We start from the raw sequence: 21137 nt of genomic DNA, 5'->3' as shown, positions 1-21137 counted from the left end.
CCTCACTCCCGATACAGATTCACCACCTTGCCGGTGCTGTGCAGCGACGGCCGGTAGTCGAGCAGGCGCGACAGCTCGCCCGCGGTAAGCCTGACCTGCTCCACCATCGCGTCCAGTTGTTCCGGATCGATATGCGCGGCGGGGATGGTCGCGCCCAGCGCCGCCACCACCTTGCCGCTGCGGTCGCGCACCGGCGCCGCGATGGTCGAGATGCTGGCTTCGAAGAAGCCCTCCTGCAGCACGTAGCCGCGTTCGCGGTCACGCTGGACGATGCCGTGCAACGCATCGACCGTTCGCGGTGTGCTGTCGGAGAAGACTTCGAGATGGGTCTCCGGATACAGCGCGCGCAACTCCGCCAGCGACAGGTCTTCCAGCAGCACGCGCCCCAGCACCGTGGCATGCGCCGGCAGGCGCGTGCCGACGTTGACCGAGCTCGCGAACGGCCGCGGCGACACCGCCTTGGCCACGTAGACGATCGAACGCCCGTCGCGCACCACCAGGTTGGTGGGGTAGCCGATCTCGTCGCGCAGCCGCTCCAGCACGGGTCGGCCCAGCTCGGTCAGCTCCAGCGATGCCAGGTACTCGAACCCGAGCCGCAGCACAGCCATGCCGAGCCGGAAATCCCGGCCGCCGTCGGCACGCTCGACAAAGCCCAGCATTTCCAGCGTGGCCAGCAGGCGGAACACGGTCGAGCGCGGCACCTTGAGCCGGCGCGCCAGTTCCGCGGCCGACATGGTGCGGTCCTTGCTGCTGAACTCGCCGAGCAGGCGCAGGCCGCGCTCCAGGCCCGGGACGATGTACTTGTCCGGAGTCTCGTTGGCAGCGGCTTGCGTGGCTGGGATTGCGTTCGTGCTCATGGTCAGTGCTGGCGGACGGGCGGATGCCGGCATCAGCGCTTGATCTTCGACAGCGGGTGCTCGGGCGGGTACGTCGGCGTGATCGGCTTCTTGGCGCCGAGCATCACGCACATCAGCGCGTCTTCCTCGCCGATATTGATTTCCTCGCGGTAGACGCCCGGCGGCACCGAAACCAGGTCGCGGTCGGTCAGGATGGTTTCGTAGCGCTCGCCGTCCTTTTCCAGGATCAGCTTGACCTTGCCGCGCAGGATGAAGAACACCTCTTCCACGTCGGTGTGGATATGCGACGGGCCTTCATGGCCGGCCGGGATGATCATGGTGGAGAAGGTGAAGTTCTCGCTCGGCACGGTATTGGTGTCCGCGGCCACGCCGGTGCCGCCGGTGCCGAGGTAGCGCATCTGCGCGCGGCGGTACTTGGGGTCGTAGTCGGCCTGGAACTTCAGCGCGTCCCAGTCGTACTTGCGCGTGGCGAAGCGCGCGACGCGGCCTTCCATCCACTGGTCGAACGAGGCGCCGGCCGGTTGGTCCCAGGAACGCTTGATGTTTTCTTGTTGGGAAAGATCGCTCATTTGGATTCCTTGTGTTTTCCGTGGATCGGTGATCAGTGCATGACAAAGCCGCCGTTGACCGCCAGCGTCTGGCCGGTCACGAAGCGGGCAAGATCGGAGAGTGCGAACAGCACCGCGCCGCAGACGTCGTCGGGCAGCTGCTCGCGCGAGATCGCGCGCTGTTCGCGATACAGGTCGTGGCGATGCTGGGGCACGTATTCGGTCGCTTCCACCAGCGTCAGGCCGGGCGCCACCGCATTGACGGTGATCTGGTCGCGGCCCAGTTCGCGGGCGAGCGAACGGGTCATGCCGATGATGGCGCTCTTGCTTGCCACGTAGGCCAGCAGGTTGGGCGCGCCCCACAGCGGCGTGTCCGACGCCAGGTTGACCACCGCGCCGCGGCCGCTGGCGCGCAGTGCCGGCAGGCAGGCGGCGGTCATCAGCCAGGTGCCGCGCACGTTGACGTTCATCACGCGGTCCCAGGTGGCGATGTCGATGGCGCTGGCGTCGCGCCCGCCGGAATCGGTCACGGCGGCGTTGTTGACCAGGCCGTCCAGGCCGCCCAGCGCCTTGACCGCGGCCTCGGCACAGGCCTGCACCGAGGCGGGATCGGCCAGGTCTACCGGCACCGGCACCACCTTCAGGCCACGGGCGCGCAGTGCATCGGCTTCCTGCTGCAGGCGCTCGGCCAGGATGTCGGCCATCGCCACCGAAGCACCCGCTTCAGCCAGCGACTTGACGAAGGCCAGGCCCAGGCCGCGCGCGGCGCCGGTGACCAGCACCTTGCGGCCGGCCAGCAGCGTGTTGTTCGTGAGGGCCTCAGGCATGGCTGGCGGCTCCGGCGGCTTGCGCGGGTTTCAGCATGGCGACCGGCTCATCGGCCACTTCCTGGTCGGCGCGGCGCTTCAGCAGCCGGCGCACGCGCGTGATGCCGGCGTCGTGCTGGTACAGCATCTCGTGATCGCGCGCATTGGGCGCCATCATCTCCAGCACCACGCGGTCCTGCTCCAGCACGTCCCAGTGCAGCTGCTCCAGGCGGTTGCGATACAGGAAGCGCCACACATCGCGCTCCCAGCCCTGCACGTGGCGGGTACGCCAGAAGAACACCATGCAGTGGTCTTCATCGACCGGCGTGGCCATGCCGACGATGCCGAACGGGCCGCCGGGGCCGACCTTGGCGCGGTACGGGATCGCCAGGCGCAGCCACAGCGTGCCGGTCTCGCCGAATTCCACCCAGTCGAAGTTGACGCCGCGCTGGCCGGTCTTCTCGAATACCAGGCCGTGCTCGGTTTCGCGGATCTGCATCACGGCGGACTTCTCGCCGCTGGCCATCGAGTGCGACACCGCATGCAGATAGGCGCCGTGCATCGGGTCCATCACGTTGTCGATGGCATAGCGGTAGTTGCAGTCCCAGTGCGCCACACACAGGAAGTTGCTGTGTTCTTCGCTGACCAGTTCTTCCGGCAGGCGCAGCTCGTCGGGGCTGCCCTCGCCTTGCGGGGCCTGGTCGCCGAACCACAGGAAGATCGCGCCGGCCTTCTCCTGCACCGGGTAGCTGCGCACGCAGGTGCGACCTTCCAGCGGGCAGCTCTCGACCGCCGGCACGCTCTTGACCTGGCCGTCGCCACCGACTTCGACGCCGTGGTACCAGCAGGCGACGCGGTCGCCGAGGTTCCAGCCCATCGACAGGCGCGCACCGCGGTGCGGGCAGCGGTCTTCCAGCGCGTGGACCTGGCCGGCGCCATCGCGCCACAGCACGATGTTCTGGCTCAGGCGGGTGATGCCGATCGGGGCATGGGACACCGCCCACGAGGCGGCGACCGGGTACCAGTAGTTGCGCAGGCCGGTGTTCAGGCGGGCTTCGGCGCGGGCTTGCTTGTTCGATTCCATGTTGTTCTCGCTACGACGCGTTTCGTGGAGGGCGGGCGGGCCGGGGCTCAAGCGCCAAGCCGGCGCATTTCGGCCAGGAAGCGCTCTTCGGTCCAGGGCTGGCCGTCGACGCCGAGGAAGCCGGCGGCATTAAAGGCGCGCACGATGTCCTGCGGGTTCTGCGCGCCGCCCTCGAACGCGGCTTCCAGGGCATCGCCCAGCGCGTTCTCGTAGGCGGTCGCGGCGCTGGCGCGGGTCTGCCAGACGATGTTGGCGACCTTGCCGGGTTGCTCGATATGGCCCTTGCCTGCGACGTTGTTCGGCGCCGGACGCTCCCAGGGCACCAGGTTCGGGTTGTACGAGAGGCTTTCCATTGCGCTTTGCTCCATGTCTTGCAGCTTGGGGGACCGTGTTCCAACGTCGTCCGGATGCACCTTGCTTTGCGTCCGTCATGTTTTACTAATGAAACACTGGTTTAGATATTGAACACAGGTACGACTATAGACAACGTCGCCTTAAAAATTGACTGGGGTTAACCCGCGGAATGCGCAGCGATGTGGGACGGGTGGCGCAACGTGCGCGCCGATGGCGGCGATGCGGGGCACCGCCGCTATTGGGTCAGGATTAAGAGGCCTGGTCGGCAGGCAACGCGGCCCGGATCAGGCGGGCGGTGGCGGCCGCCTGATCGATATAGCAGGCGTGGCCGGCATCCGGGATCAGCGAGAACGGCAGCCCGAAGCGTTCGGCGAGCGTGCCGCATGCAGGCGGCGTGGTGACCACGTCGCGGCTGCCGCAGGCGATCTGCGTCGGCGGCGCTGCCGGGCGGCGCGCCAGGTAGGCGTCGATATCGTCGCCGCACAGCATGGCGACCGCCTGCCGGTAGCCGTCCGGGTTCAGCCGCTGCATGTTCCAGCGCACCCAGGCCTGGGCGCCGGGGTCGGCCTCCTCGCTCAGCAGGCGGGCCGGGCCGCGCTGCGCCAGGCCCTCGACGCCGAGGGATTCGAGCGCTTCCAGCCGCTGGCGCGCCACCTCCTTTGCCTGCGCTTCCTTGCCCGGGCCGCCGTAGCCCTGCGCCACGCTGAGCAACAGCAGTCGCGCCGGCAGGTTGCGCGCATTGGCGACATAGGCCGCCGCCATCAGCGCGCCGAGCGAGTGCCCGACGATCAGCGCGGGCTGCACGCCGAGCGCCTGCAGCAGCCCGTCGAGCCGCATCGCATAGTCGGCCGCCAGCGGCCGCGGCTGCGCCAGTGGCGTCGAGTTGCCGTAACCCGGCGCGTCCCAGGCGATCACCCGCGCCTGCGCGGTCAGCAGGCTGGCGCACGGCAGCCACGAGGCAGCGCCGGAACTGATGCCGTGCAGCAGCACGATCACCGGGCCGCTGGTGCCGCCGCTGCGGTAAGCCACCTGCGCGCCGTCGGGTCCGACCTGCGCGACCCGCTCCGCAAACCCGCTGTCAAGGGCTTCCAGCAACTGCCGGTCCGGTTGTGCCGGGATGTGGGGCTGTCTTTGTTTCATATATAAAACCTAGGTTTGCAAATAAAACCTTTGAAGCATAGGCGTCGGCCTGGCGAAGTGGGATCAGGGTTAACGATAGTGTCGAAATCCTCTGTCATGGACTGCTTCGGCATGGTGCATGTGCCGGTTCGCGCGCGCCTCGCAGCGCCGGACCCTGTCATCCGGCGCAATGCCTTTGTTAATGCGGATTTCAAGCTGACCCGGCCAAGCGGCGGACGCGGCCACGCATGCCGCTCCCTGCACTGCCAGTGCTCACCCGTCGCACTCGCCGGGTGCAGAACCAGCCGGCCAATGCCGTCGTCGCGCGACCGCACTAGGGATAACCCTCCTCACAGTTTAAGGAAAGTCGCGGCTATATTTTCATCAACGTTTCTTAGGTTGTTTGACGTTCCATATATAAAACATACAAGAGGCTGAAGCAGCATTTTTCACCGGTTCCCATGGGCCGCTGCATCAAAGCCCCGCCAACGGGACATGGCTGCCCTGACTGCATCGCCCTGGCCCGCCTGCCCGCGCAGACCCATAACGAGGAGAAGAACCTGCCCACCACAAGCCTGCCCTGAAGCGCGGCCGCCATCGAAGCGGCCCGGACCACAAGACGATTACAAGACGGAAAACTGGAAGGAAACTGGTAGATGAAACTTGCACGAATCGCCGCGGGCCTGGCCGCGGCTTTCCCCCTGCTGGCCTCGGCGCAGTCCTCGGTCACCCTGTACGGGGTCATCGATACGGGTGTCGAGTACGTGAGCAATGTCGGCGCCAACGGCGACGGACTGGTGCGCATGCCCAACCTGACCGCCACCGTGCCCTCGCGCTGGGGCATCCGCGGTACCGAGGACCTGGGCGGCGGACTGAAGAGCATCTTCGTGCTGGAGTCGGGCTTCTCGCCGGACTCGGGCACCTCCAACCAGGGCGGCCGCCTGTTCGGGCGCCAGGCGCTGGTCGGGCTGACCAGCCAATATGGGCAACTTTCGTTCGGCCGCCAGTACACGATGCTGTTCTGGGCTCTCCTGGACAGCGATATTCTCGGCCCCAACGTGTACGGCTCGGGCTCGCTCGACAGCTACCTGCCCAATACGCGCGCCGACAATGCGATCTCGTACAAGGCCAACTTCAGTGGCTTCGTGCTCGGCGCCACCTACAGCTTCGGGCGCGATGCGGTCAACGCCGGCCCGAGCCCCTCCGGCACGAACTGCGCCGGCGAGAACGCCGCCGACAAGAAGGCGTGCCGCGAGTGGTCGGCCATGATCGGCTATGACAACAAGACCTGGGGCGTGACCGCGGCATACGACTCGCAGCGCGGCGGCCCTGGCGCGTTCGGCGGCCTGACCAACAGCAGCCTGACCGACGACCGCCTCTCGGTGGGCGGCTACATGCTGCTGAAGCGCACCAAGCTCGGCGCCGGCTGGATCCGCCGCGACAACGAAGGCAGCCCCACGCCGATCAGCGACCTGTACTACGCCGGCGTGTCCTACGACATCACGCCCGCGGTCAACCTTGCCGGCCAGGTCTACTTCCTGAACTACCACGGCAGCGACAACCAGGCCATGCTGTATACGCTGCGCGCGATGTACAGCTTCAGCAAGCGCACCTCGGTGTATGCGACCGCCGGCTTTATCAACAACGGCGGCCAGCTGGCGATGTCGGTCAGCGGCGGCTCGCCCGGTTCGAACCCGCGTCCGGGCGAGAACCAGTGGGGCTCGATGGTCGGCATCAAGCACATTTTCTGAGTCCGGCGGTCGCCCGGTGCCGCGCAGGCGCCGGGCTCTCCCCAGCCATGCGGCCCCCGGCCCTGCCGGGTGCCCAGTTTTCCCGAGGTCTGAACATCATGAAGTCTGCACGCCGCAAAGTACTCGCCACGCTGGCCGCCGCGACCGCGCTGGTCGCCACCGCCACCGGCACTGCCCTGGCCCAGGGCGCATACCCGAACAAGCCCATCACCATCGTCGTCGCCTATCCGGCCGGCGGCGATGTCGACGTCCTGGCCCGCCTGTTCGCGGAGAAGCTCGCCCCGCGCCTGAAGCAGTCGGTGGTAGTGGAAAACCGCACCGGCGCCGCCGGCACCATCGGCAGCGCCTACGTGGCCCGTGCCAACCCGGACGGCTACACGCTGCTGCTGGCACCCAACACCGTCGCCATCGCGCCGCTGGTGCTCAAGGCCGGCACCGGCGCCAGCTACGACGTGCAGCACGACTTCACGCCGGTCGCGCAGATCGGCACGCAGTCGCTGTTCGTGGTGGTCAACAAGGGCACCGGCATCACCAAGATGAGCGACCTGGTGGCCCGCGCCAAGGCCGGCAAGGTGGAAACCTATGCCACGCCGGGCAACGGCTCGCCGATGCACATCATGGGCGAGCTGTTCAACAAGTCCGCCGGCATCAAGATCAGCCAGGTGCCCTACCGCGGCCTCGCCCCTGCCATCGTCGACGTAATCGGCGGCCAGGTGCCGGTGACCTACGTCACCTACGGCGCGGTCGCGCAGTACGTCGGCAACGGCAGCCTGGTGCCGCTGGCGGTGGCCGACCAGAAGCGCTCGCCGTTCGCGCCCAACGTGCCGACGCTGGCAGAGCTCGGCTACAAGGATGTGGAGATCGGCGCGTGGCAGGCATTGCTGGGACCCAAGAACATGCCGGCTGACGTGGTGCGCCTGCTCAACACCCACGTCAACGAGATCCTGAAGATGCCCGACGTGGTGTCGCGCATGGCGACCATCGCGGTGACGCCCGCGGGCGGCGAGCCGGCAACGCTGTCGAAGCTGATTGCCGCCGATACCACGCGCTATACCAAGATCGTCAAGGAGTTCGGCATCCAGGCCGACTGAGGCAGCGCACCGGCTTCGGCTTGCGCCGCTTCGCGGCAGCAAACCGTGTGCGGCTGGGGTAACCGGCAAAGCAAAAGCCCGCCAACTATGGCGGGCTTTTGCTGTGGGCGTACTGGCTCAGTTCACCTGCCGGTTCATCCCTTCCCAGAACGGCTCGCGCAGCTTGCGCCGCAGCAGCTTGCCCGACGGATTGCGCGGCAGCGCATCGACGAAGTCGATACTCTTGGGCACCTTGAATCCCGCCAGCCGTTGCCGCGTCCACGCGATGATGCCGTCGCGGTCGGCTTCCAGTCCGGGCTTGAGCACGACGATGGCCTTGACCGCCTCGCCCCACTTCTCGTCGGGCACGCCGATCACCGCCACGTCCGCCACCTGCGGGTGGCCGTAGATCGCGCTCTCGACCTCGGCCGGATAGACGTTCTCGCCGCCGCTGATGATCATGTCCTTGACGCGGTCGTGGATGTACAGGTAGCCCTCGGCATCCATGTAGCCGGCGTCGCCGGTGCGCAGCCAGCCTTCGGCGTCGATGGCACGCGCGGTCTCTTCGGGCTGCTTCCAGTAGCCGGCCATGTTGTGCTGCGCGCGCACCACCACTTCGCCGACTTCGCCCGGCGCCAGCTGGCGCCCCTCGTAGTCCACCACCTTGAGTTCGACACCCGGCAGCGGCTTGCCGGCAGCCCGCATGCGCGGCACCTCCTCGGTGGTGTGGTCCTCGGGCGGCAGCGCCACGATGGTGCCGGTGGTCTCGGTCATGCCGTACTGCTGCACGAAGCCGCAGCGAAACACCTCTATGCCCTCGCGCAGCAGCGCCGCGGGAATCGGCGCGGCGCCGTACAGCAGGTACTTCAGGCGCGAGTAGTCCACCTGCCGCGCGCGTGGATCGCGCAGCACGATCTGCATCGCGGCCGGCACCATGAACAGCTTGCTGATGCGTTCCTGCTCGATGAAGTCGAGCACCGCGCGCGGGTCAAATTCGCGCGCCACCACGCCCTTGGCGCCGGACAGCAGGTTGCGCAGCCCCCAGCCGGAGCCGCCGATATGCGCCACCGGCATCGCCACCAGCGAGATGTCGTCCGCGGTCCAGTGCGACCACGGAATGCTCTCGCGTTCGCTGACTTCAGTGCCAATGGTCAGGTTGCGGTGCGTGAGCATCGCGCCCTTGGGCCGGCCGGTGGTGCCGGACGTATAGAGCTGCAGCACGACGTCGTGCGCCGCCGGATGGTGCGCCGGTGGCGTGGCGGGCTGCGCATCGCGCCAGGCGGTGTAGCAGGGGCGTTCGGCCAGCTCCGCGCAGGGTTCCATGGCGATCACCTTGCGCACCATGGGCAGCGCCGGCAGCAGGCGCGTCACCAAGGCCGCGGATTCCGGCCCGACGAAGAGCACCACCGCATCGCAATGCCCGACGATGAACTTCACCTCCGGCGGCGCCAGCCGCCAGCTGACCGGCGTCATCACCGCGCCGCACTTGCCCGCGCCCAGCAGCAGTTCGAAGTAGTGATCGCTGTTCTTGCCGATGTAGGCGATGCGGTCGCCCACGCCGACCTCCTCGGCCAGCAACGCCTGCGCCACGCGGTCGGTATTGCTCTCGAACCCGGCATAGGTGGTCAGCCGGCCTTCGAACGAATACGCCGCGGCATCGGGCCGCAGCCGGGCAAAATGGCGGACTGCAGCGGGCAGCGTCGCCAGGTAGCTGAATTCCATCCGCGTCTCCGTGATGGTTGCGGGGGCGGGCCGGCTCGATGGTGGCCGGCCGCGCCGATCAACTGGCGCCGTTGCCGGCCTCAGCGCGGCGCCATGCGGATGGCGCCGTCCAGGCGCACCGACTCGCCATTGAAATAGCCGTTGCGGCACATCTCCACGGCCAGCGAAGCGAACTCCTCCGGCTGCCCCAGTCGCTTGGGGAACGGCACCGATGCGGCCAGCGCTGCCTTGACGTTCTCGGCGGCGCCCTGCAGCAGCGGCGTATTGAAGATGCCCGGCAGGATGGTATTGACGCGGATGCCCTCGCCCGCGAGGTCGCGCGCGATCGGCAGCGTCATGCCGACCACGCCGGCCTTCGATGCCGAATACGCGGCCTGCCCCATCTGGCCGTCCTGCGCCGCCACCGACGCGGTGTTGATGATCACGCCGCGCTCGCCGTCGGCGCTGTCAAGCGTCAGCATGCCCGCGGCCGAGCGCGCGATGCAGCGGAAGGTGCCGATCAGGTTGATCTGGATGATGCGTTCGAAGGCATCGGTCGGGAAGTGCTTGATCTGGTCCGGCGCTTCCTTGGAACGCGAAGCGGTCTTGATGGCGTTGCCAGTGCCGGCGCAGTTGACCAGGATGCGTTCCTGGCCGATCGCGGCACGCGCCCTGGCAAACCCGGCTTCGACTTCGGCTTCGGAGGTGACGTTGACCTGGCAGAACACACCACCGAGCTCGCGCGCCAGCGCTTCGCCCTTTTCAACGTTGAGGTCGAACAGCGCCACGCGCACGCCGTGCGCCGCCAGCGCGCGGGCCGTTGCCGCGCCCAGGCCCGAGGCCCCGCCCGTCACCACTGCCGATACCGATGCATTGAGTTCCATGCCGTCTGTCCTTTGTCTGTTGTCACTGGCCGGGCCGCGCCGGATGCGTGCGGCCCCGCGGTTTCGATGTTGCCGGCATGTGCCAGGAGAAATTACGCCTGTGCCGGAGTGGGTTCGAATTTCGTGCATCGGGCCTGCACACGCATCGTCCGAAGCGACGAACGGGGTGGCATGGCAGCGACGCGCGCGTGCCGGCATTTTTGCGCAGTGCGCCGCCTTGGCCACGCGCCCCCGGCATCACCCGCGCCAGTCGCGGCCGATGCGCTACAGTGAGGCGATCGACGGCCCCTCCCCCGCCAGGCCCGACAGCGGCACGCCGGACCCGGCAACGGATTCCAAGCCATGCGCAAAACCGAACGCAATGCCCCCGCTCGTTTGCCGCTGCCTGGCGCCACGCCGGCGGCGCCGATCTTGCTCACGATCTTGCTGATGACGTGGCTGTGCGCGCTGCTGCAGGCGCCAGCGGCCCGCGCCGCACCGGCCGGTCCGCTCGCCGGGCTGCTGCCGCAGGCGGCGCGGCCGGCGCCCGCCAGCGCGCCTGCCGCGCCGGCCAGCGTGCTGCTGGCGCAGTCGCTGGACCAGGTCATCGCCACCCTGCAGGACGATCGCGAGCGGCGCGCCCTGGTGGGGCAGCTGCAGGCCATGCGGCGCGGCCTGGATGCCTCCGCCGTGGCGCCCGCCTCCGCGGCGGCTGCCGAGGCCGGCGCGTCGGCGCCCGGGCTGATCACGGCCGTGGCCGAAGTGCTGGACGAGGTCGACTTGCACCTGCGCGAGGACCACGGCGCGAGGCAGTACTGGCGCTGGCGCATGCGCTTCGCAGGTGAGGAATGGCGCGCCGCGATCACCCACAGTGGCACGCGCACGGCGCTGGCGTCGCTGCGCGAGTTCGCGCTGGTGCTGGCAGTGTGGGCGATATGCGGCTTTTTGTTGTGGGAGATCGGCCACCTCATCCGGCGCCGGCGTGCGCCCAAGCCAGCGCGTGCCGAGCGCGGCAAGCTGCCCGAGCTGCCCTCCTGGGTCGACATCGCCATCTACATGCTGCGCCATATCGGACCGTGGATGGTGGCCTTCGGGCTCACGATGCTGCTGGCCAACCGCACCTTTGCCCAGTCGCCGGCGAGCGTCGCCGGCGTGCTGGTCGCGTATGCGATCGTGGCGGGCGCGCTCGCGGCGGCGATATGCCAGGTCATCTTCGTGCTGTTCCGCAGCGCCCACCGGCAGCTCGCGGTACGGCAGCTGCTGGCGCGCTCGCCGTGGCTGTTGTTCTGTACCGGCGCGCTGGCGGCACTGGGCGACAGCACCACCGACGGCCGCGTCACCGCCGTGATCGGCACCAACCTCGCGGCGCTGGTGTCCACTACCGCCAATATCGCCGCGGCGCTGGGCATCGGCGTGTTCGCGCTGTATTTCCGCCGCCAGATCGGCCAACTGATCAGCCAGCGGCCGCTGGCCTTTCGCCAGGCGCATCCGGCCGTGACCGACCTGTTGCGGCTTGCTGGCCAGGCGTGGCACCTGCCAGTGCTGGCGGTGGTGGTGGCGTCGGTGATCGGCACCGTCCTGGCCACCGGACATGCCGACGTGTTCCTGCGCCGCACGGTCGCGTCCGTGGCACTGTTCGTCGCCGCACTGCTGCTGACCATGCTCGCCAGGCGCTCGCCCAAGGCCACGGCGCATGCACTGCGCATCCGCGACCGCCGGCGCTCGGCCTACCTGCAACGCTTCGGCCGCTTTGCGATGGCGCTGGTGCGCGTGCTGGTCTGGGCGTTTTTCCTGGAAATGATCATGCGCACCTGGGACACATCTCTGGTCCGGCTGGCCGAATCGTCGACTGCGGGGCGCCATATCACCGAGACGGTGTTCAGCGTGACCAGCACCGTGCTGCTGGCGTGGCTGGTCTGGCTGCTGATCGACACCGCCATCACACAGACGCTGTCGCCGATGCACGGACGCGGCGCGCAGCCCGGCATGCGTGTCAAGACCATCCTGCCGCTGGTGCGCAATGCCTCGTTTATCGCGCTGCTGGTGATCGCGGTGATTGCGGTGCTGGCCAACCTGGGCGTCAACGTGACGCCGTTGCTGGCCGGCGCGGGCGTGGTCGGGCTGGCGATCGGCTTCGGCGCGCAGAGCCTGGTGCAGGACCTGATCACGGGGCTCTTTATCGTGGTCGAGGACACCATCGCCATCGGCGACTCGATCGAACTGCCCGACCATGCCGGCGTGGTCGAAGGCATGACCATCCGCACGGTCAAGCTGCGTGACGGCCGCGGCGCGCTGCATACGCTGCCGTACAGCCAGATCAAGGCGGTCAAGAACCTGTCGCGCGGCTACGGCTACGCGGTGTTCAATATCGGCATCAGCTACCAGAGCGACCTGGACCGCGCGGTGGAACTGATCCGCGCCACCGGCGCCGAGATCGCGCGCGACCATCGCTACGCGCGCAACCTGTTGTCGGGGCTGGATATCCAGGGGCTGGACCGCTTCGACCCCAGCGGCCCCGTGGTGATGGCGCAGTTCAAGACCCGGCCGCTGACGCAGGCGGAAATCACGCGCGCCTTCAACGTACGGCTCAAGCGCAATTTCGACGCCAACGGCATCCGCATGGCCTCGCCCAGCCTGACGATCCAGGTCGATGGCGGCGTGGCCCAACTGGCCGGCACCGACAATGGGCCTCCCGCATCACAATAGAGGGCTCGAGCCGCACGCAGAAACGGGTACGCTGTGTTTTTTTGCCCCTGTATGACACGATCATTGCGCCCGCCGGATGTGGCGCGCGCGAAACGCCTGGCACTGTTTCAGCGCTGAAAATTTTGAAGTTTTCCTCTCGGCGATTACCATCGCGGCGCGGCGGTATCAGGCCCCGTACGGACAAGAGCGGCCGGCCAACGCCGACAATCCGTGTTTTCCCCCCCGACACGGGGGATAAAACAAACAACATTGTTTGGCATGATTGGCGTACCGCAACCGCCCGGAACGGCGCGTTGCCCGCAGCAGCCGTATCGGCGCATATACAGAACGCCAGAACGGAACCGATAACACTAGAGGATGGCCACTTGCCGTGGCGCTGAGCAAGAGGCGTTTGCCACCGGGGGGAATTTGAACATGGGCGAACACCCGACTTCGGACGATGACTTTCATCGCCTGGTCGACTCTATCTACGAGTCAGCGCTGGACGTCGCGGCCATGCCCGCCGCCCTTGACCTCTTTTCCCGCTACACCTCCACCGGCAGCCCCCGCTACCTGATCTGGGACAAGCTCGCAGGCCATGCCCGCCTGGGCGTGACGCCGCACGGCTGCTACACCAGCGGCGTCAGCGTGCCCGGGTGGCTGCCCGGCCCGCTCGACCTGCCCCACGGCGGCCCCTGCTGTGCCCCGTCCGATATGCCGGAACTGGCGCAAGCCACGGTCGCGGCCGCGCATGACGGCAGGGTGGTCGCCCCGGCCGCGGCCACGCTCGCCTGCAGCGGGCTGGAACAGGGCATGCGCCTGATCGAGAACGCCGAAGTCTGCGTGCTGATGAGCGGCACCAGCGCCGGCAGCATCAGCGCGGGCCAGCGCGAGCGGCGCCTGGCGCATGTGATGCCGCACTGGGTGCGCGCAGCGCGGATGCAGCAGCGCAATTTCGAGCTGAGCGGGCTGGCCAGCCTGGGACTGGCCGGCCTCGATACGCTGGACTTCGGCGTGATGGTGCTGCAGGCCGACCTGCGCGTGCGCTACGCCAACAGCTGGGCCGAGGCGCTGGTGCAGGCCGACAGCAACCTGTCGCTGCAGGACGGCGTGCTGCGCGCCCACAGCGACGCGCTGCAGGCGGTGCTGCGCCGGCTGCTCGACGGCGCGGTGCGGGACCGCGGCGCCGATGCAGCGTCGGGCTCATGGATGCATATCACCTCCGGGGGCCAGCCGGTGCCGATCATCGTCACGCCGCTGGTGTCGCGCCAGCCGGTGGAAGGCCCGTGGCAACTGCCGGCGGCGATGATGCTGCTGGGCAATTCGGAATCGCGTTCGGTGCTCGATGCCAGTGTACTGACATCACTGTTCGGGCTGTCGCGCAAGGAAAGCATCATCGCGATCCGCCTGGCGGCTGGCGAAACGCTCAATGAGATCGCCGAGCGGGAATTCCTGTCGCCCCATACCGTGCGCGTGCATATCCGCGACACGCTGCGCAAGACCGGCACGCATCGCCAGTCCGAGCTGGTGCGCCTGCTGCACCTGCTGCCGGGCGTAAACCTGGAGCGTGCCGGCGTGACGTCGGCCGTCCGGCCGCGCACGCCGCGTCCGACGCGGGTCGCCTAATCCACCTGAGCCGCCTCCCTATTTCCCTTCGCCGACCGCTTCCTGCGCCGCGGCCAGGAAGCGCTGCACCTGGCGGTCGCCAGCGTCCGGCCGCGCCGCCAGCGCGATACCGATGCGCCCAGCGGGCCGCGGGCTGGACAGCGGCAGGAAGCGCACGCGCCGGTTGGCGTAGCGCGCCGCCACGCTGGGCACCAGCGCCACGCCCAGGCCGCTCTCCACCAGGCTGACCTGGGTCTGCACCTGCACCGCCTCCTGCGTGACGCGCGGGACAAACCCCGCCTGCTGGCACAGCATCATCGCCACGGCATGCAGGTTGGGCACTTGCTCCGCCGGATACATGATGAAGGGCTCGGCCGCGAGCGTGCGCAGCGGGATCGATTCCTCGCCTGCCAGCGGGCTGTCGGCCGGTACCGCGGCCACGAACACGTCATTCTCCAGCGGCGTCAGCGAATAATCGCCGCTGCTCAGGATCGGGAAGCGCACCAGGCCGGCGTCGAGCTGGTGCTTCTCCAGGCGGTCCAGGATCGATGCGGTCGTCGATTCATGCAGGATCAGCTCGATTCCCGGATGCGCCGCCCGGAACGCCGGGATCAGCTTGGGCAGCAGCGCATAGGTGGCCGAGCCGACAAAACCGATGCGCAGCGCGCCGCGCTCGCCCTGCCCCGCCGCCATCGCCGCGGCGCGCGCCTGCTGCGCGTGGAACAGCGCGCGGCGCGCGTCGTGCAGGGCCGCCTCGCCCGCCTGCGTCAGCCGCACGCCGCGCGAGGTGCGCACGAACAGCGCGGTGCCGAGCTGTTCCTCGAGCTTGCGGATCGAGATCGACAGTGGCGGCTGCGCCATGTGCAGGCGCTCGGCAGCGCGGTGGAAGTTGCCGGTCTCGGCCAGGGCGACGAATTGCTGCAGTTGGCGAAGGTCCATGATGGCCTGATATCCCACACATATCGGTTACTAAAAAACTAATATTAGACCAGCGGGGCTCCCTGATCTACGCTGTGCCCCACGGTACAAAGATCGGAGACAACAGCATGCTGCCGCTCGCAGGCATCCGCGTGGTCGATTTGTCCACGGTGGTGATGGGGCCCTACGCCAGCCAGTGGCTGGCGGACCTGGGCGCCGAAGTGATCAAGATCGAGCCGCCCGAGGGCGATTCCACGCGCCGCACCGGCCCCGCCGCCGAGCCCGGCATGGCGGCGATCTTCCTTGGGGTCAACCGCAGCAAGCGCAGCGTGGTGCTGGACCTGAAGCAGCCGGCCGCGCAGGCGGCGCTGGACCGCGTGCTGGCCGGCGCCGATGTGCTGATGCACAGCATGCGTCCGCAGAAGCTGGCAGCGCTGGGGCTGGCGCCGGATGACGTGATAGCGCGCCACCCTGACCTGGTCTTCGTCAGCCTGCTGGGCTTTGCCGAGGACGGCCCCTACGGCGGGCGGCCGGCGTACGACGACATCATCCAGGGCCTGTCCGGCAATGCGGCGCTGATGGCGGCGCAGACCGGCGAGAGCCGCTATTTCCCGACCATCGCAGCGGACAAGACCAGCGGGCTGGTGGCCGCGCTCTCCGTCTGCGCGGCGCTGGCCGGGCGGGCGCGGCGCGCGCCCGATGCCGGTGGCAAGGGCACGCTGGTGGAGGTGCCGATGTTCGAGTCCATGGTCGCCTTCAACCTGGTCGAGCATTTCTACGGCCGCCATTTCGAGCCGCCACGCGGGCCCAGCGGCTATCCGCGCGTGCTGGCACCGTTGCGCCGGCCTTACCGGAGCGCAGACGGGTACGTCTGCATGATGCCGTACACCGATGCCCACTGGCGCGACTTCTTCCACGCCGCGCAGCGCCCCGAACTGGCCGCCGACGCGCGCTTTGCCGATATCGCCGCACGCACGCGGCATATCGAGACGTTGTACGAGATCACCGGCGAGATCGTGGGCCAACACACCATCGAGCACTGGCTGGCGCTGTGCGAACGCCTGCAGATCCCGGTGGCGCGCATCAACGAACTCGACGACCTGCCTGACGACCCGCACCTTGCCGCGACTGGCTTCTTCGAGACGCTCGACGACCCGGCCATGGGCACGCTGCGCTTTCCCGGCGCGCCGGTACGCTTCGACGGCGAGCGCGCGCCGCTGGGCATCCCGCCGCGGCTGGGCGAGCACACCGCCGGCGTGCTGGCGCAGGCGGGGCTGTGCGCCGACGAGATCGCGCGCCTGCAACAGACCGGCGCGGCGCGCTGCAGCCAACCCGCATCCACCGAGGAGACACCATGATGCACACCGAATTGCCCCGGCTGGGGCAGGGCTTCTACTGGCAGGACCTTAAGGAGGGCCAGGCCTTCCGCACCTTCGCCCGCACCGTGACCGAGACCGACCTGGTCAACTTTATCTCGGTCACCGGCATGGTCGAGGCCATCTTTATCGAAGCCGGCTACGACGGCGGCGCGATCCAGGGCCGGCCGGTGCCGGCGGCACTGACCTACACGCTGATCGAAGGCTTCATCCTGCAGACCATGATCCAGGGCACCGGGCTGGCGATGCTCGAACTGGCGCAGCAGATCCACGCGCCGGTGATGGTGGGCGACACCATCCGTGCCACCGTGACCGTGACCGGCATCCGGCCGACTTCGCGTAGCGGCCGGGCGGTGGTGGATTCGCGTATCGAGGTGTTCAACCAGCGCGACGAAAAGGTCATGACCTATACCGCGCGCCGGCTGCTGGCGGGACACTGAACCATGCGGCACGCGAGGGTGCATGCTTCGCCGCAACGTCTTGCCTACCGATTGCGTGCCCCCTCTCCCGCAAAGGCGGGAGAGGGGGGCGAACCGCCGGCATATGAGACCGCCTCCGCAATATCAAGCCACAGGATTTCATCGTGACCGCATTGCTTTCCACCTTCGACCTCACCACCCTGCCGCCGCACGCCATCGCATTCCGCGGCGAGGTGCGGGCCTTTCTTGACGAGCACCTGCCCTCCCTGCCGCCGGAAACCCGCGCACGCTCGTGGATGGGCTTCGACGCCGCCTTCAGCCGTGCACTGGCCGTGCGCGGATGGGTCGGCATCACGCTTCCGGCGCAATTCGGCGGCGCGGGGCTGGACCCGTTTTTGCGCTTCGTGCTGGTAGAGGAGCTGTTGGCCTGCGGCGCGCCGGTGTCGGCGCACTGGATCGCCGACCGCCAGAGCGGCCCGCTGATCCTGCGCTACGGCAACGACGCGCAGAAGGCGCGCTACCTGCCAGCGATCTGTCGCGGCGAGGCGTTCTTCTGCATCGGCATGAGCGAGCCCAACTCCGGCTCGGACCTGGCCAGCGTGGCCACGCGCGCGGCGCGTCAGCCGGACGGCTCCTGGCGCCTGACCGGCCGCAAGATCTGGACGACCAACGCCGACCGCTGTCACTTCATGATCGCGCTGGTGCGCACCTCGGGCACGCCGCAGGACCGGCAAGCCGGGCTGTCGCAGTTCATCGTCGACCTGCACGCGCCCGGCGTCACGGTACGGCCGATCCGCGATCTCGCCGGCGATGCGCATTTCTCGGAGGTCGCCTTCGACGACGTGGTGCTGGCCGCCGACGCGCTGGTCGGCCAGGAAGGCAGCGGCTGGGAGCAGGTCAATGCGGAACTCGCGTTCGAACGTAGCGGGCCGGAACGCCTGTACTCCAGCGTGGTGCTGCTCGATACCTGGCTCGACGCGATGCGCCGCCTGCCGCCGGCACGCCGCGACACCGTGACCGCAGGCCGGCTGGCCGGCCACCTGGCGGTGCTGCGCGCGATGTCATTGGCGGTGACGGCGCGCCTGGCTGCCGGCGAAAGCCCGGTGGTCGAGGCCGCGCTGGTCAAGGACCTTGGCACCACCTTCGAACAGTCGATTCCCGCGCTGGTGGAAGCGGCACTAGGCGACGAACCCACACTGGCAGCCGATGCGGCGCTGTACCGCACGCTCGCCTACGTCACGCAGATCGCGCCATCGTACTCGCTGCGCGGCGGCACGCGCGAGATCCTGCGCGGCATGATCGCGCGCGGGCTGGGCCTGCGCTGAACCGCCACCGCACCGCATCCCACGAGACCCCATCATGCATAACGCCTACTCCGACGCCCTCGATGCGCTGCTGCGCGACTGCTGCCCGCCCGCCACGGTGCGCGCGCTGGAACACCAGGCCGATCCGCTGCCGCTGTGGCAAGCGCTGCGGGACAGCGGCTTTGCCGACTGCCTTCTGCCCGAAGCCGCGGGCGGCGCCGCGCTGCCGCTGCGCGAACTGGCGCCGGTGCTCTTTGTCACTGGCCACCACGCCCTGCCGCTGCCGCTGGCGCAGACGATCTTTGCGCGCGCGCTGCTGCATGCAAATGGCATCGCCCTGCCCGCCGGCCCGATTGCACTCGCCGGCTTTGAAGACAATGCCGCCGCAGCGCTGGTTGCCGACGCGCGCCACGCACAGTGGTTCCTGCTGCAGGATGGCGAGCGCTGCCTGCTGCTGTCCGCAACCGACGCGCACGCCCAGGCCACCGGCACGCACGCCGACCTGACGCTGCGCGTGCCACGCCCCGATGGCGCAGCGCCGGCGGCCTTCACGCTGCCGGAAGGCACGCTGCGCACGCTCGGCGCCTGCCTGCACGCCGCGCAACTGGCCGGTGCGCTGTCGCGCGTGCTCGACCTGACGCTGCAATACGCCAACGACCGCCAGCAGTTCGGCCGCGCCATCGGCAAGTTCCAGGCGATCCAGCACCAGGTCAGCGAGATGGCCGAGCATGTCGCTGCAGCGCGCGTCGCTGCACAACTGGCATGCGACAGCAGTACCGGCGAGCCCGACCCGCTGCGCGCGGCCATCGGCAAGCTGCGCACGAGCGATGCGGTGACGCCGGTGGCGGCCATCGCCCACGCCGTGCACGGCGCGATCGGGATTACGGAGGAGTACGACCTGCAGCTCTATACGCGCCGCATGCACGCGTGGCGCGTGGCGGACGGTTCGGAGCGGTGGTGGAGCCGGGTGCTCGGCGCAGCCGTGTGCGCCAGCGAAGGACGCAACGCCGTGGAACTGGTGCGCAGCTGGAGCGAACCCGCGCCCGCGGTGTAAGCCGCGGGCGGGCGGGCGCCGGCCCGTCAGCGCGCCAGCGAGTCAGCCAATCAGGCGGCCAGGCTCAGGCCGCCATGCGGCCGGCGGTGCTTGCGTTCGGGCTTGCACTCGTACTTGAGTTCGGTGCGGCCGTCCTCGTACGCGACTTCAAGTCGCACAGTGAAGCCCCACAGCCGCGTCACGTGCCGTATCACCTCGTCGAAGTTGTGCGCCAGCGGCCGGCGGTCGTTCTGCAGGTGCCGCAGCGTCAGCGAGCGGTCGCCACCGACATCGACATTGGTGACCTGGATATTGGGCTCCATGCTCGACAGATCATACTGCGCCGCCATCAGCTGTCGGATCGCGCGGTAGCCTTCGTCGTTGTGGATCGCGGTAACGCGAAGCTTGCCTTCGCGGTCGTCGTCCAGCACCGAGAACAGCTTGAGTTCGCGGATCACGCGCGGCGACAGGAACTGCAGCAGGAAGCTCTCGTCCTTGAAGTTGCGCATGGCGAAGTCGAGCGTGGTGCGCCAGTCGGTGCCGGCGATCTCCGGCGCCCAGCGGTAGTCCTCTTCCGTCGGATGCTCGCACATGCGGCGCAGGTCCTGGAACATCAGGAAGCCCACGGTGTATGGGTTCATGCCGCTGTAGTACGGGCTATGGTACGGCGGCTGGTAGATCACGTTGGTGTGGGCCTGCAGCAACTCCATCATGAACGCGTCGTTGACCAGCTTTTCCTCGTAGAGCTGGTTGATGATGGTGTAGTGCCAGAACGTGGCCCAGCCTTCGTTCATCACCTTGGTCTGGCGCTGCGGGTAGAAGTACTGTGCGATCTTGCGCACGATGCGCACGATCTCGCGCTGCCACGGCGCCAGCTTGGGCGCGTTCTTCTCGATAAAGTACAGCAGGTTTTCCTGCGGCTCGGGCGGGAAGGTGATATCCGGCTCCCCCGAGTCGTCGTCCGACGCCAGCGCATGCGGACGGTGCTTGGGCAGCGTGCGCCACAAGTCGTTGACCTGCATCTGCAGGTAGTTCTCGCGATCGGCCTGGCGCGCCTTTTCTTCGGTGATGGATAGCTTCTTGGGCCGCTTGTAGCGGTCCACGCCGTAGTTCTGCAAGGCGTGGCAAGAGTCCAGCAGCAGTTCCACCTCCCGTTCGCCGTAACGCTGCTCGCACTCGGCCACGTAGTTCTTGGCGAACAGCAGGTAGTCGACGATGGCGTCCGCGTTGGTCCAGGTGCGGAACAGGTAATTGCCCTTGAAGAAGGAGTTATGGCCGTAGCAGGCGTGCGCGATCGTCAGCGCCTGCATCGGCATGGTGTTCTCCTCCATCAGGTAGGCGATGCAGGGGTTGGAGTTGATGACGATCTCGTAGGCCAGCCCCATATGGCCGCGCTGGTAGCTGCGCTCGGACGCCAGGAAGTGCTTGCCGTAGGACCAGTGGCTGTAGCCGACCGGCAACCCCGCCGACGCGTAGGCGTCGAGCATCTGCTCGGCGGTGATGATCTCGATCTGGTTGGGATAGGTATCCAGCCCGAATTCGCCGGCGATGCGGGCGATCTCGCGGTCATACCGGTTGATCAGCTCGAAGGTCCATTCCGAACCCGTGGAGAGATAAGCCATCTTCGCCCCTTGTTGCCCGGGC

At 68.2% G+C, this 21137-nt stretch carries 18 protein-coding genes; 8 read left to right on the top strand and 10 right to left on the bottom strand.

Annotation, left to right across the window (positions count from 1 at the left end; genetic code table 11):
• Positions 1-2: 2 nt before the first annotated feature.
• From ABNX08_RS22635 to ABNX08_RS22610, 6 genes are all read right to left on the bottom strand, one after another.
• Complete coding sequence (locus tag ABNX08_RS22635; protein ID WP_041681960.1) at positions 3-857, bottom strand: IclR family transcriptional regulator; 855 nt, start codon at positions 855-857, stop codon at positions 3-5.
• A gap of 32 nt (positions 858-889) precedes the next feature.
• On the bottom strand, positions 890-1426 hold the full coding sequence (locus ABNX08_RS22630) for a cupin domain-containing protein (RefSeq protein ID WP_022537936.1): 537 nt from the start codon (positions 1424-1426) through the stop codon (positions 890-892).
• Between the two features lie 32 nt (positions 1427-1458).
• Positions 1459-2232, bottom strand: coding sequence for an SDR family oxidoreductase (locus tag ABNX08_RS22625; protein ID WP_022537935.1), 774 nt, complete (start codon positions 2230-2232; stop codon positions 1459-1461).
• The gene (locus ABNX08_RS22620; RefSeq protein WP_022537934.1) at positions 2225-3295 is read right to left on the bottom strand and encodes an aromatic ring-hydroxylating dioxygenase subunit alpha; all 1071 of its coding nucleotides are present in this window, start codon (positions 3293-3295) and stop codon (positions 2225-2227) included. The genes ABNX08_RS22625 and ABNX08_RS22620 overlap by 8 nt, the downstream gene beginning before the upstream one ends.
• 47 nt (positions 3296-3342) lie before the next feature.
• Complete coding sequence (locus ABNX08_RS22615) at positions 3343-3648, bottom strand: recombinase-like helix-turn-helix domain-containing protein (protein WP_374063702.1); 306 nt, start codon at positions 3646-3648, stop codon at positions 3343-3345.
• 250 nt (positions 3649-3898) lie between these two features.
• Complete coding sequence (locus tag ABNX08_RS22610) at positions 3899-4789, bottom strand: alpha/beta fold hydrolase (RefSeq protein WP_022537932.1); 891 nt, start codon at positions 4787-4789, stop codon at positions 3899-3901.
• A 635-nt stretch (positions 4790-5424) separates the two neighbouring features.
• On the opposite strand from ABNX08_RS22610, the gene ABNX08_RS22605 reads away from it, so the two are divergent.
• Positions 5425-6519, top strand: a complete 1095-nt coding sequence (locus ABNX08_RS22605) for a porin (protein WP_022537931.1) — start codon at positions 5425-5427, stop codon at positions 6517-6519.
• 98 nt (positions 6520-6617) lie between these two features.
• Entirely contained in the window at positions 6618-7610 is a 993-nt protein-coding gene (locus ABNX08_RS22600; RefSeq protein ID WP_022537930.1) for a tripartite tricarboxylate transporter substrate binding protein, read from the top strand.
• Between the two features lie 117 nt (positions 7611-7727).
• On the opposite strand, the gene ABNX08_RS22595 is transcribed toward ABNX08_RS22600, so the two are convergent.
• Together ABNX08_RS22595 and ABNX08_RS22590 are read right to left on the bottom strand one after the other, a co-directional pair.
• Positions 7728-9311: a fatty acid--CoA ligase gene (locus ABNX08_RS22595; protein ID WP_022537929.1), complete on the bottom strand. Its 1584-nt coding sequence runs from the start codon at positions 9309-9311 to the stop codon at positions 7728-7730.
• An 80-nt stretch (positions 9312-9391) separates the two neighbouring features.
• Positions 9392-10174 (bottom strand): SDR family NAD(P)-dependent oxidoreductase, encoded by a 783-nt coding sequence (locus ABNX08_RS22590; RefSeq protein ID WP_022537928.1) that lies wholly within the window; start codon positions 10172-10174, stop codon positions 9392-9394.
• 429 nt (positions 10175-10603) lie between these two features.
• Here ABNX08_RS22590 and ABNX08_RS22585 point away from each other — a divergent pair, with 429 nt between their 5' ends.
• The gene (locus tag ABNX08_RS22585; protein WP_349605227.1) at positions 10604-12859 is read left to right on the top strand and encodes a mechanosensitive ion channel domain-containing protein; all 2256 of its coding nucleotides are present in this window, start codon (positions 10604-10606) and stop codon (positions 12857-12859) included.
• A 414-nt stretch (positions 12860-13273) separates the two neighbouring features.
• On the top strand, positions 13274-14464 hold the full coding sequence (locus ABNX08_RS22580) for a helix-turn-helix transcriptional regulator (protein WP_022537926.1): 1191 nt from the start codon (positions 13274-13276) through the stop codon (positions 14462-14464).
• Positions 14465-14482: 18 nt separating this feature from the next.
• Here the strand turns inward: ABNX08_RS22580 and ABNX08_RS22575 are convergent, their stop codons facing one another.
• Entirely contained in the window at positions 14483-15382 is a 900-nt protein-coding gene (locus ABNX08_RS22575; protein WP_022537925.1) for a LysR family transcriptional regulator, read from the bottom strand.
• Between the two features lie 107 nt (positions 15383-15489).
• Here ABNX08_RS22575 and ABNX08_RS22570 point away from each other — a divergent pair, with 107 nt between their 5' ends.
• The 4 genes from ABNX08_RS22570 (at position 15490) to ABNX08_RS22555 (ending at position 19514) form a co-directional block, all read left to right on the top strand.
• Positions 15490-16719 carry a CaiB/BaiF CoA-transferase family protein gene (locus ABNX08_RS22570; protein ID WP_022537924.1) on the top strand — a complete coding sequence of 410 codons (1230 nt, stop codon included), beginning with the start codon at positions 15490-15492 and terminating at the stop codon, positions 16717-16719.
• Positions 16716-17177, top strand: coding sequence for a MaoC family dehydratase N-terminal domain-containing protein (locus tag ABNX08_RS22565; protein ID WP_022537923.1), 462 nt, complete (start codon positions 16716-16718; stop codon positions 17175-17177). The genes ABNX08_RS22570 and ABNX08_RS22565 overlap by 4 nt, the downstream gene beginning before the upstream one ends.
• A 143-nt stretch (positions 17178-17320) precedes the next feature.
• Complete coding sequence (locus ABNX08_RS22560; protein ID WP_022537922.1) at positions 17321-18481, top strand: acyl-CoA dehydrogenase family protein; 1161 nt, start codon at positions 17321-17323, stop codon at positions 18479-18481.
• Positions 18482-18515: 34 nt separating this feature from the next.
• Entirely contained in the window at positions 18516-19514 is a 999-nt protein-coding gene (locus tag ABNX08_RS22555; RefSeq protein ID WP_022537921.1) for an acyl-CoA dehydrogenase family protein, read from the top strand.
• 50 nt (positions 19515-19564) lie between these two features.
• On the opposite strand, the gene ABNX08_RS22550 is transcribed toward ABNX08_RS22555, so the two are convergent.
• Positions 19565-21115, bottom strand: coding sequence for a SpoVR family protein (locus ABNX08_RS22550; RefSeq protein ID WP_041681710.1), 1551 nt, complete (start codon positions 21113-21115; stop codon positions 19565-19567).
• Positions 21116-21137 lie beyond the last annotated feature (22 nt).

The organism is Cupriavidus sp. DF5525, from assembly GCF_040149425.2.
Classification (GTDB): Bacteria; Pseudomonadota; Gammaproteobacteria; order Burkholderiales; family Burkholderiaceae; genus Cupriavidus; species Cupriavidus pickettii_A.
This window is presented reverse-complemented; position numbering and strand designations above follow the sequence as displayed.